This window comes from Pseudomonas sp. SP16.1, from assembly GCF_052682975.1.
Window position 1 is genome coordinate 3,846,783 of record NZ_JBQYFZ010000001.1, and the last position, 12,691, is coordinate 3,859,473.

At 68.9% G+C, this 12,691-nt stretch carries 11 protein-coding genes; 3 read left to right on the top strand and 8 right to left on the bottom strand.

What is annotated here, in order from left to right:
• Nucleotides 1–29 precede the first annotated feature (29 nt).
• Genes mutL through ACUTAF_RS18310 form a run of 4 tightly spaced genes read right to left on the bottom strand, consistent with a single transcriptional unit; the run spans nt 30 to nt 5,305 of the window.
• Entirely contained in the window at nt 30–1,910 is a 1,881-nt protein-coding gene (mutL, locus tag ACUTAF_RS18295; protein WP_445581296.1) for a DNA mismatch repair endonuclease MutL, read from the bottom strand.
• A complete protein-coding gene (locus tag ACUTAF_RS18300) occupies nt 1,910–3,340 on the bottom strand; it encodes an N-acetylmuramoyl-L-alanine amidase (RefSeq protein ID WP_445581297.1) in 1,431 nt (476 codons plus the stop codon). The genes mutL and ACUTAF_RS18300 overlap by 1 nt, the downstream gene beginning before the upstream one ends.
• 10 nt (nt 3,341–3,350) lie before the next feature.
• On the bottom strand, nt 3,351–3,818 hold the full coding sequence (gene tsaE / locus ACUTAF_RS18305; RefSeq protein ID WP_445581298.1) for a tRNA (adenosine(37)-N6)-threonylcarbamoyltransferase complex ATPase subunit type 1 TsaE: 468 nt from the start codon (nt 3,816–3,818) through the stop codon (nt 3,351–3,353).
• Nucleotides 3,806–5,305: an NAD(P)H-hydrate dehydratase gene (locus ACUTAF_RS18310; protein ID WP_445581299.1), complete on the bottom strand. Its 1,500-nt coding sequence runs from the start codon at nt 5,303–5,305 to the stop codon at nt 3,806–3,808. Before ACUTAF_RS18310 ends, tsaE begins: the two co-directional genes overlap by 13 nt.
• Nucleotides 5,306–5,366: 61 nt before the next feature.
• Here ACUTAF_RS18310 and queG point away from each other — a divergent pair, with 61 nt between their 5' ends.
• On the top strand, nt 5,367–6,440 hold the full coding sequence (queG, locus tag ACUTAF_RS18315; RefSeq protein WP_445581300.1) for a tRNA epoxyqueuosine(34) reductase QueG: 1,074 nt from the start codon (nt 5,367–5,369) through the stop codon (nt 6,438–6,440).
• Between the two features lie 92 nt (nt 6,441–6,532).
• On the opposite strand, the gene orn is transcribed toward queG, so the two are convergent.
• Nucleotides 6,533–7,075, bottom strand: coding sequence for an oligoribonuclease (gene orn, locus ACUTAF_RS18320; RefSeq protein ID WP_445581301.1), 543 nt, complete (start codon nt 7,073–7,075; stop codon nt 6,533–6,535).
• 175 nt (nt 7,076–7,250) lie between these two features.
• Complete coding sequence (locus tag ACUTAF_RS18325) at nt 7,251–8,042, bottom strand: class I SAM-dependent methyltransferase (RefSeq protein ID WP_445581302.1); 792 nt, start codon at nt 8,040–8,042, stop codon at nt 7,251–7,253.
• Between the two features lie 90 nt (nt 8,043–8,132).
• On the opposite strand from ACUTAF_RS18325, the gene rsgA reads away from it, so the two are divergent.
• Nucleotides 8,133–9,164 (top strand): small ribosomal subunit biogenesis GTPase RsgA, encoded by a 1,032-nt coding sequence (gene rsgA / locus ACUTAF_RS18330; protein WP_445581303.1) that lies wholly within the window; start codon nt 8,133–8,135, stop codon nt 9,162–9,164.
• 29 nt (nt 9,165–9,193) lie between these two features.
• Here rsgA and motB read toward each other — a convergent pair whose 3' ends face one another.
• Nucleotides 9,194–10,189 (bottom strand): flagellar motor protein MotB, encoded by a 996-nt coding sequence (motB, locus tag ACUTAF_RS18335; RefSeq protein WP_445581304.1) that lies wholly within the window; start codon nt 10,187–10,189, stop codon nt 9,194–9,196.
• Between the two features lie 3 nt (nt 10,190–10,192).
• Complete coding sequence (gene motA, locus ACUTAF_RS18340) at nt 10,193–11,044, bottom strand: flagellar motor stator protein MotA (protein WP_445581305.1); 852 nt, start codon at nt 11,042–11,044, stop codon at nt 10,193–10,195.
• Nucleotides 11,045–11,162: 118 nt separating this feature from the next.
• Between motA and ACUTAF_RS18345 the strand changes: the two genes are divergently transcribed.
• Nucleotides 11,163–12,683: an HDOD domain-containing protein gene (locus ACUTAF_RS18345; protein WP_445581306.1), complete on the top strand. Its 1,521-nt coding sequence runs from the start codon at nt 11,163–11,165 to the stop codon at nt 12,681–12,683.
• The last annotated feature ends 8 nt before the right edge of the window (nt 12,684–12,691 follow it).

A 12,691-nucleotide genomic window follows, 5' to 3' on the forward strand; every position in this document is an offset into this window, starting at 1 on the left:
AAGATGGCCGGCGGAAGGGCATTGGCCACTCAGCGCCCCCGCAGGAACAGTTTGTCGAGGTCGTCCATGCCGAGCTGGGTCCAGGTCGGCCGGCCGTGGTTGCACTGGCCACTGCGCTCGGTCTGCTCCATGTCACGCAGCAGGGCATTCATCTCGGGAAGGGTCAGACGCCGGTTGGCACGCACCGCGCCATGGCAGGCCATGGTCGCCAGCAGCTCGTTGAGATGGGCCTGGATGCGGTCGCTGGTACCGTACTCCAGCAGGTCGGCGAGCACGTCGCGCACCAGCTGGGTGGCCTCGGCCTGCTTGAGCAGCGCCGGAATCTGGCGGATCGCCAGGCTTTCCTCGCCCAGGCGCTGCAACTCGAAGCCCAGACGCTGGAACCACTCGCCGTGCTCCTCGGCGCAGTCGGCCTCGCGCTGGCTGAGGGCGATGGACTCCGGTACCAGCAGCGGCTGGCCGCGCAGGCCCTCGCTGGCCATGGCCTGCTTGAGCCGTTCGTAGGTGATGCGCTCATGCGCCGCGTGCATGTCCACCACCACCATGCCCTGGGCGTTCTCGGCGAGGATATAGACGCCCTTGAGCTGCGCCACCGCATAGCCCAGCGGCGGCACGTCGCCCTGCTCCTGCGGCAGCGCCGGTGACTGGACGCCGGGCAGCGGCGCGAAATACTCGCGATAGGCGGCCTGCGCCTCGGCGGCCGGCACGCCGGGGCTGCCGGCCGGCAGTTGATAACCGGCACCTGCGCCGCGCCAGGCTGGCTGCGGACTGGCCAGGGGAGCTTCCAGCACGCTGGCGGCCAGGCCCATCTCGCCCTGCGGACCGAACTCGCCGGCGGCCAGCCCCGTGGCGCGCACCATGGACGTCACGGCGGCCGGCGCGGCGACCTGATCTTCGGGACGTACGTCGGCCAGGGCGCGATGCAGGGTGCCGTAGAGGAAGTCGTGGACCATGCGGCTGTCACGAAAGCGCACCTCGTGCTTGGTCGGGTGCACGTTGACGTCCACCGTGCTCGGGTCGATATCCAGGAACAGCACAAAGGTCGGATGACGGCCGTTGAACAGCACGTCGCGATAGGCCTGGCGCACCGCGTGGGCGACCAGCTTGTCGCGCACCATGCGGCCGTTGACGTAGAAGTACTGCAGGTCGGCCTGACTGCGCGAGAAGGTCGGCAGGCCGACCCAGCCCCACAAACGCAGGCCGCCGCGCTCGATCTCGATCGGCAACGCCTGCTCGAGGAAGGCCGGCCCGCACACCGCGGCGACGCGCCGCGCGCGGCTGATCTCGTCCCTCGCCTCGTGCAGCGCCAGCACGCCCTTGCCGTTGTGACGCAGGTGGAAGGCCACGTCGAAACGGGCCAGGGCGAGACGCTTGATCACCTCGTGCAGGTGGTCGAACTCGGTCTTCTCCGCGCGCAGGAACTTGCGCCGCGCCGGGGTGTTGAAGAACAGGTCGCGCACTTCCACCGAGGTGCCGACCGGGTGCGCCGCCGGCTGCACCCGCGGCTGCATGTCGCGGCCTTCGGTCTCCACCTGCCAGGCCTGTTCGGCATCGGCCGTGCGCGAGGTCAGGGTCAGCCGCGACACCGAGCTGATCGAGGCCAGCGCCTCGCCGCGAAAGCCCATGCTGAGCACGGCTTCGAGGTCTTCCAGCTCGCGGATCTTGCTGGTGGCGTGGCGGGCCAGGGCCAGTGGCAGGTCGTCGGGGGCGATGCCGCCGCCGTCATCACGCACCTTGAGCAGCTTGACGCCACCCTGTTCGACCTCCACGTCGATGCGCCGGGCGCCGGAATCCAGGCTGTTTTCCAGCAGTTCCTTGGCCACCGAGGCCGGGCGCTCGACCACTTCGCCGGCGGCGATCTGGTTGGCCAGGCGCGGGCTGAGCAGGTGAATACGGGACATAACGCTCACTACTGGGCCGCCAGTGCCGTGGCGGGAATCTGCAGGGTCTGGCCGACCTTGATCACGTCGCTGCTGAGTTGGTTGGCGCTGCGCAGCAGGGCCAGACTGATCTGGTAGCGCTGGGCGATCAGCGCCAGGCTCTCGCCGCGCGTGACCACGTGCTCGCGTGGAGCCGGGGCGATCTTGCCCTCGTCACGCAGCCAGGCGATGTAGGTGCCCGGCGGCGGGTTCTCGCGGAAGAACTGGCGGATGCCGGCCTGGATCGAACGCGCCAGCGCCTGCTGATGACTGGCGCTGTGCAACTTGCGCGCCTCGTTGGGATTGGAGATGAAGCCGGTCTCGACCAGGATCGACGGAATGTCCGGAGACTTGAGCACCATGAAGCCGGCCTGCTCGACGCGACGCTTGTGCAGCGGGGTAATGCTACCCATGTTCGACAGCACCTTCTGCCCGACGTTGAGGCTGGAGCTCAGCGAGGCGGTCATCGACAGATCGAGCAGCACACCGGCGAGCATCTTGTCCTTGTCGTCGAGGCTGACGTTACCGGCACCGCCGATCAGGTCGGACTGATTCTCGGCGTCGGCCAGCCAGCGCGCGGTTTCGGAGGTGGCGCCGCGCTCGGACAGGGCGTACACCGAGGCGCCGAAGGCGGCGGCGCGTGGCGCGGCGTCGGCATGGATGGAGACGAACAGATCGGCACCCTTCTTGCGGGCGATCTCGGTGCGCTTGCGCAGCGGGATGAAGTAGTCGCCGGTGCGCACCAGTTCGCCGCGAAACCCCTTCTCGGCGTTGATCTGCCGTTGCAGCTCCTTGGCGATGGCCAGGGTCACATGCTTCTCGTACTGGCCCTTGACCGGCGCCAGTGCGCCCGGGTCCTCGCCGCCGTGGCCGGCGTCGATGGCAACGATGATGTCGCGCTTGCCGCCCGGCACTGGCGTCAGCTTGGCCGGCGCCTGGGTCGGGGTGACCGGAACCGCAGGCGCGGTGGCGGCGACGCCGGGCGCCTGGGTGGGCGCCGCGGCGTTGCCGTTCTGATCGAACAGGTCGACCACCAGGCGATGGCCGTACTGCTGGTTGGGCGCCAGGGCGAAGCTCTTCGGCGTCACCGGGGCCGACAGGTCGATGACCACGCGCAACTCTTCGGCGCTGCGCTGGGCCGAGCGCACGCCGGTGATCGGGGTATTGCCCAGAGACAGCTGCTCGAGATTGGTCGCCAGCTTGGCGCCGCTGACATCGATCACGATGCGGTCGGGCGCGGCCAGGGTGAACACGCTGTGCTGCACCGGACCGGACAGGTCGAAGACCAGACGGGTGTTGTCCGGGGCCCGCCACAGCCGCACGCCGCGCACATCCGAGGCGGCCAGCGCCTCGGCAGCCAGAGCCGCCCACAATACCCCCACAGCGGTAACCAGCGCGCCTATGCGCATACCCAACCCCATCGATTCTTATCTATCCATTGCTGCCCAGGACCTTGCACCAGGCATCCCCTCGAGCCCCATGCCCTTGCAGCAACAGCGAACGGCCGCCCGCCTGGGGGGTAATGGTAATGTCCAGGTCAGGCTTTGGCAAAACGCCGGCGCCGCGCTCCGGCCATTCGATCAGACACAAGGCATCGCCCTCGAAGTAGTCGCGGATGCCGAGAAACTCCAGCTCCTCCGGGTCGACCAGGCGATACAGGTCGAAATGGAAGGCGCGCACGGCGCCGATCTCGTAGGGTTCGACCAGGGTGAAGGTCGGGCTCTTGACCGCCCCGGCATGGCCCAGGCCGCGCAGGATGCCGCGCGACAGGGTGGTCTTGCCGGCGCCCAGATCGCCGTGCAGGTAGATGATGCCGGCGCCGCCGCTGGCCTCGGCGAGCCGCGCGCCGAGGGCCAGCATCGCCGCCTCGTCGGCGGCCTCCAGTCTCAATTCAGACAAGGACACAACTCCTCCAGTAACAGACGAATGGCAGGGGGTAGATCGCCGGCGGCCAGTCCGCGCCCCTGCTCGGCGAGCGCCTCCCCCGCCCGTGCATGCAGCCAGACCGCCAGGCAGGCCGCCTCGAACGGCGCCAGGCCCTGCGCCAGCAGCGCGCCGAGCAGGCCGGCCAGGACATCGCCGAGACCGGCGCCGGCCATCGCCGGGTGGCCGCGGTCGCACAGCGCCAGACGCCCGTCCGGCGCCGCGATCAGGCTGCCGGCGCCCTTGAGCACCACCACCAGGCCAAAGCGCTGCGCCAGGGCGTGCGCCGCCGCCGGCCGGTCCGCCTGCACCTCGGCCGTGCTCCTCCCCAGCAGGCGCGCCGCCTCACCCGGATGCGGGGTGAGCACGCCAAGACTCGGCGCGGCGACCCGACCGGCGGCCAGCAGATTGAGCGCATCGGCGTCCCACACCTGAGGCCGCTCGGCGGCGGCAGCGGCCGACAGCAGGCCGCGCCCCCATGCGCCCTGGCCGAGCCCGGGACCGGCCACGCAGACATCGGCGCGCTCGAGCAACGGCAGCAGCTGGTTGGCCGAGGCCAGGCCGGCGCACATCACCTCCGGGCGACGCACCAGCGCGGCGACCACATGCTCCTCGCGCGTGGCCAACGAGACCAGGCCGGCGCCGGCGCGCAGAGCGCTGTCGGCGCTGAGCAGCGCGGCGCCGCCCATGCCCAGGTCGCCGCCGACCACCAGCAGATGGCCGAACTGGCCCTTGTGCGCCGTCGGCGAACGCGGCGCCAGGCGCGGCAGATTGGCCATATCCAGGCGCAGCGCAGCGCTCGGGGCCTGGGCGAGAAGCTGGACATCGGCCTGCAGATCGTCGAACTGCAGCTCGCCGCACAACGCGGGACCGACGCCGGTCAACAGCCCCAGCTTGAGCCCGATAAAGGTCACCGTCAGTTCGGCGCGCACCGCCACGCCGAGCTGCGCGCCAGTGTCGGCGTGAAGACCGGAAGGGATGTCCACCGCCAGCACCGGCAGACCGCTGGCATTGAGCAGGCGGATGGCCTGGGCGTAGGGCTCGCGCACCGCGCCGGTCAGCCCGGTGCCGAGCAGGGCGTCGACCAGCACGCCAGCGAGCGGCGCGCATTCGCTCCAGGGACGGATTTCCACGCCAGCGGCCAGCGCCTCGGCATGGGCCAGCGCGGCATCGCCGCCCAGCGCCGCCGGCTCGCCCAGCGCCAGCACGCGCACGCGCCAGCCGGCGCGCCGGGCCAGCGCGGCGATCAGGTAGCCATCGCCGGCGTTGTTGCCGCGCCCGGTCAGCACGCTGATCTCGCCGGCCTCCGGCCAGCGCCGGCGCAGTGCCCGCCAGGCGGCATGGGCCGCGCGCTGCATCAGCTCGAAGCCGGGGATGCCGGCGGCGATCAGCCGGGCGTCCAGCGCGCGCACCTGTTCGGCACTGTGCAGGGTCAACGGCAAGGGGGAAGGTGTCAGGCGCATGGCTCGCTCGATGCGGATGTCTGGCAGAATTATACCCACCTCCATCGTTCGCGCCCGTCACATGTCCGATCCCATGCCCGATCTCAACGCCCTCGCCCAGTCGATCAAGGACTGGGGCCGCGAGCTGGGCTTCCAGCAGGTGGGCATCGCCGGTGTCGAACTGGGCGAGCATGAGGCGCACCTCGAACGCTGGCTGGCCGCCGGCCACCAGGGCGAGATGGACTATATGGCGGCCCACGGCAGCAAACGCTCGCACCCGGACCAGCTGGTGCCGGGCACCCTGCGCGTGCTCTCGCTGCGGATGGACTACCTGCCCGGCGACACGCAGATGGCCCGGCGCCTGGCCGAGCCGGAGAAAGCCTATGTGTCGCGCTACGCGCTGGGCCGCGACTACCACAAGCTGATCCGCAAGCGCCTGCAGCAACTGGCCGAACGCATCCAGGCGGCGATAGGGCCGTTCGGCTACCGCGCCTTCGTCGACAGCGCGCCGGTGCTGGAGAAGGCCATCGCCGAGCAAGCCGGCCTCGGCTGGATCGGCAAGAACACCCTGGTGCTCAACCGCAAGGCCGGCAGCTATTTCTTCCTCGGCGAGCTGTTCGTCGACCTGCCGCTGCCGGTCGATGCGCCACACGGCAGCGAGCATTGCGGACGCTGCAGCGCCTGCCTGGACATCTGCCCGACCGCCGCCTTCGTCGGCCCCTATATGCTGGATGCACGGCGCTGCATCTCGTATCTCACCATCGAGCTGAAGGGGTCGATTCCGGTCGAACTGCGTGAGCCCATCGGCAATCGGGTGTTCGGCTGCGACGACTGCCAGATCGTCTGTCCGTGGAACCGCTTCGCCCGCCCCACCGAACAGGGCGACTTCCAGCCGCGGCACGGCCTGGACAACGCCGGCCTGGCCGAGCTGTTCCTGTGGACCGAAGAGGAGTTTCTCAGCCGTACCGAAGGTTCCCCGCTGCGCCGCGCCGGCTACGAGCGCTGGCTGCGCAACCTGGCCGTGGGACTGGGCAATGCGCCCTCGACCATCCCGGTGCTCGAGGCGCTGCAGGCGAGGCGCGAGCATCCGTCCGAGCTGGTGCGCGAGCATGTCGAGTGGGCGCTGGCGCGGCACCAGGACCGTGGGTTGGGTTGAGGCGCGCAGCGCCGCAGCCCAACGCGCCATCCCTGCAACTGGGCTGCGCTAGACTCAGCGCCAGCCTGCCGGCGCCCCGCCCTGCGCCCGGCTCAGACCTTGAGGAAATGCTCGCGGTAATGACGCAGCTCGGCGATGGACTCGCGGATATCGTCCAGCGCCTGGTGGGTGGCGGTCTTCTGGAAGCTGTCCCGGACCTGCGGCGCCCACATGCCGGCGAGGATCTTCAGGGTCGAGACGTCCAGGTAGCGATAGTGGAAGTAGGCTTCAAGATTGGGCATGTACTTGTAGAGGAAGCGCCGGTCCTGGCCGATGCTGTTGCCGCAGATCGGCGAGGCACCCTTGGGCACCCATTGTTCGAGGAAGGCGAGGGTCTGCGCCTCGGCCGTCGCGGTGTCGATGCGGCTCTCGCGCACGCGCTGGGTCAGGCCGCTCTGGCCATGGGTGCGGGTGTTCCACTCGTCCATCGCGGCCAGCGCCGCGTCGCTCTGGTGAACGGCGATCACCGGGCCCTCGGCCAGCACGTTCAGTTCGCTGTCGGTGACGATGGTGGCCATCTCGATGATCACATCCCGCTCCGGCTCCAGGCCGGTCATTTCCAGGTCGATCCAGATCAAGTTGTTGGGGTTCTGCATGGTGGAGGGCTCCTTGGCTCAGGCGGCAAGTCTAACAGGCTGTTGAAAAACTACCTGCGTTGCCATCGCCGCGTTAAAAACAGGCTCGGACTGCTCATTTACAGCTCGTAAACTCCGCGTCCTTGCCTGTTTTTGCCTTGCGCTGGCTGCCTCGCCAACATTTTTAAACGGCCTGCTAACGGATATCGGCGCCGCCCATCTGCCAGAACAGCAACTCGGTCTGCCGCCCCTCGCCGAGTTCGCACCGTGCATCGGGCGCCACCCCGGGGATGGCGAAACTGTTGCTGATCAACCAGCTGCCGGGCGCCATCTCGCTGCACGCCTTGGCCCACAGGCGCGGCATCGGAACCGGCGAGAGGAAGCAGTAGACGGCATCGAACGGCGCCAGCTGGGTGTGCCACAGGCTCTGGTAGCGGATGCTACAGTTGCCCTGCGACAGGCAGCGCAGCCAGGCCAGCAGAAACAACAAGGGCGCGCTCTCGACGCCGATGAAGCGCCCGCGCGGGAAGCGCCGCGCCAGGTGCAGCAGGGTGCCGGCGGCGCCGCAGCCGAGGTCGACGAAATGCGCCGGCTGCTCGCGCGCCGCCAGCCACTCGCCCAGCTGCTGGCGCGCGCGCCTGCCGCTGAGGTAGAGCGGCACCCGCTCGCCCAGGCTGTTCCAGTTGACCAGCAACAGCAGGGCGAACCCCAGCAGGTAGAGCCAGCCCGGCAGCGCCGCCTGCTGCAGCAGCCATAGCGCCGGCAGGAACGCCAGGTTGATCCACAGCCACCAGCGCGACAGCCCCAGGCGCCAGCCGATGGCCGCCGCCAGAGCGCCCTGCAACAGCGCCGCCAGCCACAGCGACAGGCGCAGCGGCGACAGCAGCGCCAGCAGATAGACCGCCGCCAGCAGCGCAACGACGGCCAGCCCCTGGGCCAGCAGTACCCGTCGCCACGGTCGCCGCAGCGCCTCCTGATTCTCGTTCATCCCCACTCCTGAAGCCCAAATCGATGCCGCAACGCCCGTGCTAAACTCGCGCGGCTTGTTTCCCGGCAACTCTACCCACTCGGAATCCCCATGGCCAAACGCCAACTCAACCGCCGCCAGAGCTGGCGCATCGAAAAGATCCAGGGCGAACGCGCGGCGCGCGCCGCCAAGCGCGAATCGCGCGCGGTGGAGGCCCTGGAAGGCGGCGACCTGGGTCCGGAGCAGACCGGCCTGGTGATCGCCCACTTCGGCGTGCAGGTGGAGATCGAGGCGCTGCAGGGCGAGCTGGCCGGCCAGACCTACCGTTGCCACCTGCGCGCCAACCTGCCGGCGCTGGTCACCGGCGACCAGGTGGTGTGGCGCGCCGGCAACCAGGGCGACGGCGTGATAGTCGCGCAGCTGCCGAGAAACAGCGAGCTGTGCCGACCGGACATGCGCGGCGCGCTCAAGCCGGTGGCGGCCAACGTCGATCAGATCGTCATCGTCTTCGCCCCACTGCCCGAGCCGCACGCCAACCTGATCGACCGTTATCTGGTGGCCGCCGAGCACGCTGGCATCCGCCCGTTGCTGCTACTGAACAAGGCCGACCTGATCGATGCGCAGAACCAGGTCGCGCTCGACGCCCTGCTCGGCGTCTACCGCCAGCTTGGCTACCCGCTGCTGGAGGTCTCGGCCCATCAGGGCGACGGCATGGAGCAGCTGAAGAAACGCCTGGACGGCCACGTCAGCGTGTTCGTCGGCCAGTCCGGGGTGGGCAAGTCGTCACTGGTCAACAGCCTGCTGCCCGGGGTCGATACCCGCGTCGGCGCGCTGTCGGAGCTGACCGGCAAGGGCACCCACACCACCACCACCGCGCGACTGTTCCACTTTCCCGGCGGCGGCCAGCTGATCGACTCGCCCGGCATCCGCGAGTTCGGCCTCGGCCATGTCAGCCGCGACGACGTCGAGGCCGGCTTTATCGAGTTCCACGAGCTGCTCGGGCGCTGCCGCTTCCGCGACTGCAAGCATGATCGCGAGCCGGGCTGCGCACTGCTGCAGGCGCTGGAGGACGGGCGCATCCAGCCGCAGCGCATGGCCAGCTACCGGCATATCCTGGCCAGCCTGCCCGCAGACGAATATTGAGCGGCGGTGAACGGGTCGGCGCTGACGCCCTATTGGTCGACCGGCTGATCGAACTGCAGCGCACCGTCCTCGAAGATGTTCAGGCGTTCGCGCACCTGCTCGGACGGTAGCGACTGGCTCGCTGCAGGCGCGCCCGGCGCAGCGTCGGCCGGTGCCGCCGGCTGGGCCTCGTCGCCGCCCTGCTCGCCCTCGATGGCGCGCTGCGCCTTCTTGGTCAGCACGATGATGTCGATGCGCCGGTTGACCGGATTGAAGGGGTCCTCGCGGTCGAACAGCGCCGAAGAGGCGTAGCCGACCACCCGCGCCACCTGTTCCTCGGCGTAGCCGCCGGCGATCAGGGTGCGCCGCGCGGCATTGGCACGGTTGGCCGACAGTTCCCAGTTGCCGAAATCGCCACGACCGGCGAAAGGCTTGGCGTCGGTATGGCCGCTGACGCTGATCTTGTTCGGCACCGCGCGGATGGTATCGGCCATGGCCAGCAGGATGTCCTCGAAATAGGGCTGCAGGTTGGCGCTACCGAGGGCGAACATGGGGCGGTTCTCGGCGTCCATGATCTGGATGCGCAGGCCGTCCTGGGTGATCTCGAACAGGATCTGGTCCTTGAAGCGCTGCAACTCGGGGTTCTCCTCCACCTTGTTCTGCAGCTCCTGCAGCAGCAGCTCGAGGCGCTCGCGCTCGAGCTTGTCGGCAAGCGTTTCGACCTGATCGGGGTCGATCTCCACGTCCGGGCTGTCGGTCAGGTCCTGGATTTCCGGATTGAGCGTGCGCTCCGGGGCCGGCGTCGGCGAGCCGCCGAGGTCGACGGCATGCGGGCTGGCGCTCTCGGTGAAACCGATGGGGTCCTGGAAATAGCCGGAAATGGCCTTCTTCTGCTCCGGAGTGGCCGAGGACATCAGCCACATCACCAGGAAGAACGCCATCATCGCCGTGGCGAAGTCGGCGAAGGCGAGCTTCCAGGCGCCACCGTGGTGCCCGCCGGCGACCTTCTTGCCGCGTTTGACGATGATCGGCTGGTTGTTTTCCACGACTCAGTTTCCGCGCACGGCCTGTTCGAGCTCAATGAAGCTTGGCCGGTGTGCCGGAAACAGCACCTTGCGACCGAACTCCACCGCCAGGCTCGGCGGCATACCCGAGGCCGAGGCCACCAGGGTCGCCTTGATCGCCTCGTAGAGGTTGACCTCCTCCTTGGCGTCGTGCTCCAGCGCCGTCGACAGCGGGCCGAAGAAGCCGTAGGAGGCGAGGATGCCGAGGAAGGTACCGACCAGCGCGGTGGCGACCTTCTCGCCGATCTGCGCGTTGTCCGCCTCGGCGAGGATCGACATGGTGATCACGATCCCCAACACGGCGGCGACGATACCCATGGCCGGCAGGCCGTCGGCGACCTTGGCTACCGCGTGGGCGGGGTGCTCCACCTCCTCCTTGAAACTGGCCAGCTCCATGTCGAACAGGCCCTCCAGCTCGTGCGGCGCCATGTTGCCGGAAGACATGATGCGCAGGTAGTCGCAGATGAACGCGGTCATCCGCGCATCCTTGAGCACCCCCGGATATTTGCTGAAGATCGGGCTGGCATTGGGGTCCTCGACATCCGCCTCGATGGCCATCATGCCCTCGCGACGGCTCTTGTTGAGGATCTCGTAGAGCAGCTTGAGCACCTCGAGGTAATAGGTATGGGTGAAGCGCGTGCCGAACATGCTCACCGACTTCTTGAACACCGTCATGAACATGCTGCCCGGGTTGGCCTGGAGGAAGCCGCCGAGCGCCGCACCGCCGATGATCAGAATCTCGAAAGGGTGGACCAGGGCCATCAGTTGCCCGCCGGACAGCACGAAGCCGCCGAACACGCAGCCCAGTACCACAATGATGCCGATGATTTTTGCCATAGAAAGGATGCTTGCAGAGCCAGGAGAGAGGGTTATTAAAAACAACCCTTCTAATTATCGGAACTTATACGCCAGACTATAGCCAGTTAAGGTCAAAAGCCAGTTCGGCTCAACCCACATGTCCACGCCAAAGCCTCTGCCGCGCAGTCTCGACGCCTGGTTGCAACAGCTGGCCAAGCTACCCCTGCCCATCGAGCAGGAGCAGCATGCGCGCCTGCGCCGCATCCTCGGTGACAACCGCAGAACCTGGCGCGAGATCGCCGACGCCATCGAACTCAGCCCCACCTTCGCCCTGCAGGTGCTGCGCGAGGCCAACCAGGCCGGCGGCAGCCTCAGCGATCCGGCCGACAGCCTGGAAACGGCCCTCGCCCGCCTCGGCCTGAAGCGCTGCGAGGCGCTGCTCAACCAGGCGCCGGCGCTGCCCGAGAGCGAGATACCCCTGGCCCTGCGGCAGATACTGCTGGTCAGCCAGCATGCCAGCCAGCAGGCGCGCGGCCTGTTCGGCGCACGTCTGGCGCGCCTGTGGAACGAGCTGCACGGCTGCAGCCTGCTGTTTCTCGCCCCGCTCTGGCCGCTGCTGTGCGCCCATCCGCAGCTGTTCGAGGCCTGGGAACAGCGCGTGCTGCTCAAGGGCGAGCGGCCGGCCAGGGTGGAGCATGAGCTGCTCGGCGTGCCACTCATCGCCCTGTGCCTGCAACTGGCCGAGCGCTGGCGCCTGCCGGAGTGGATAGTGCAGGGCTACCGCCTGCTCGAACGCGATCGCCGCCTGCTGGTCAGGGCGCTGCACATCGCCCGCGACAACGAGCACCCGTTGCACCAGCAGCAATTGCTCGACGCCGATATCCCGTTGCGCCGCTGGGTGACCCAGCCGAGCAACTGCATCCTGCTGGCCAACGGCCTGGCGCTGTCGGCGCATCACGCCTGGAACGCTCCGCACAGCCTGCGCTGGCAGCGCTTCACCGGCCTCTACCTGCAGCTGCCGCTGGGCGAGGTGCAGCAGCAAGTCCATCAGCAGGCGGTGAGCAGCGCGCGCCTGAGCCAGGACGCCGCGCTCTGGCACCCGGCGCAGGCGCTGCTCTGGCCCTGGGACGCGCGCCGCCTGCAACCTCTGCCGCCCCGCCCGCTGGCCAAGCCCGACAATCTCGTCGACTGGCGCCGGCACTGCGCGCGCCTGCTGGCCGAGCCCAGCGCCTTCGCCAATGTCCAGCAGCTGACCGCCTGCGCCCGCGACGCCGTGCAAGCCAGCGGCCTGAACCGGGTACTGCTGCTGCTCGCCGACCGTCAGCACAGCCGCCTGCAGGCCCAGCAGCAGGCGGGCCTGCAGCCGGGCGCCAGCGCCCTGAGCCTTGACCCGGCACAGAGCCAAGTGCTGCGCCGGCTGCTCGCCGAGCCCGGCCAGCTGCGCCTGAGCCCGGCCAATATCGCCCAGTTCTCCGCCCTGCTGCCGGGCAGCCTGAAAGCGCTGTTCCCCGGCGAACACCTGCTGCTGCGCTCGCTGGCCAGCAACGGCCGGGTGGTGATGCTGCTGGTCGCGGACCAGGCCGGCCAGCCGCTCGACGAGCGCAGCCTGCAGGCGTTCGGCAAGACCGTGCAGTGCATCGAGCGCGCCCTGACCAGCTTCGCCAGACGCCCTCGCTGAGCCCTGCG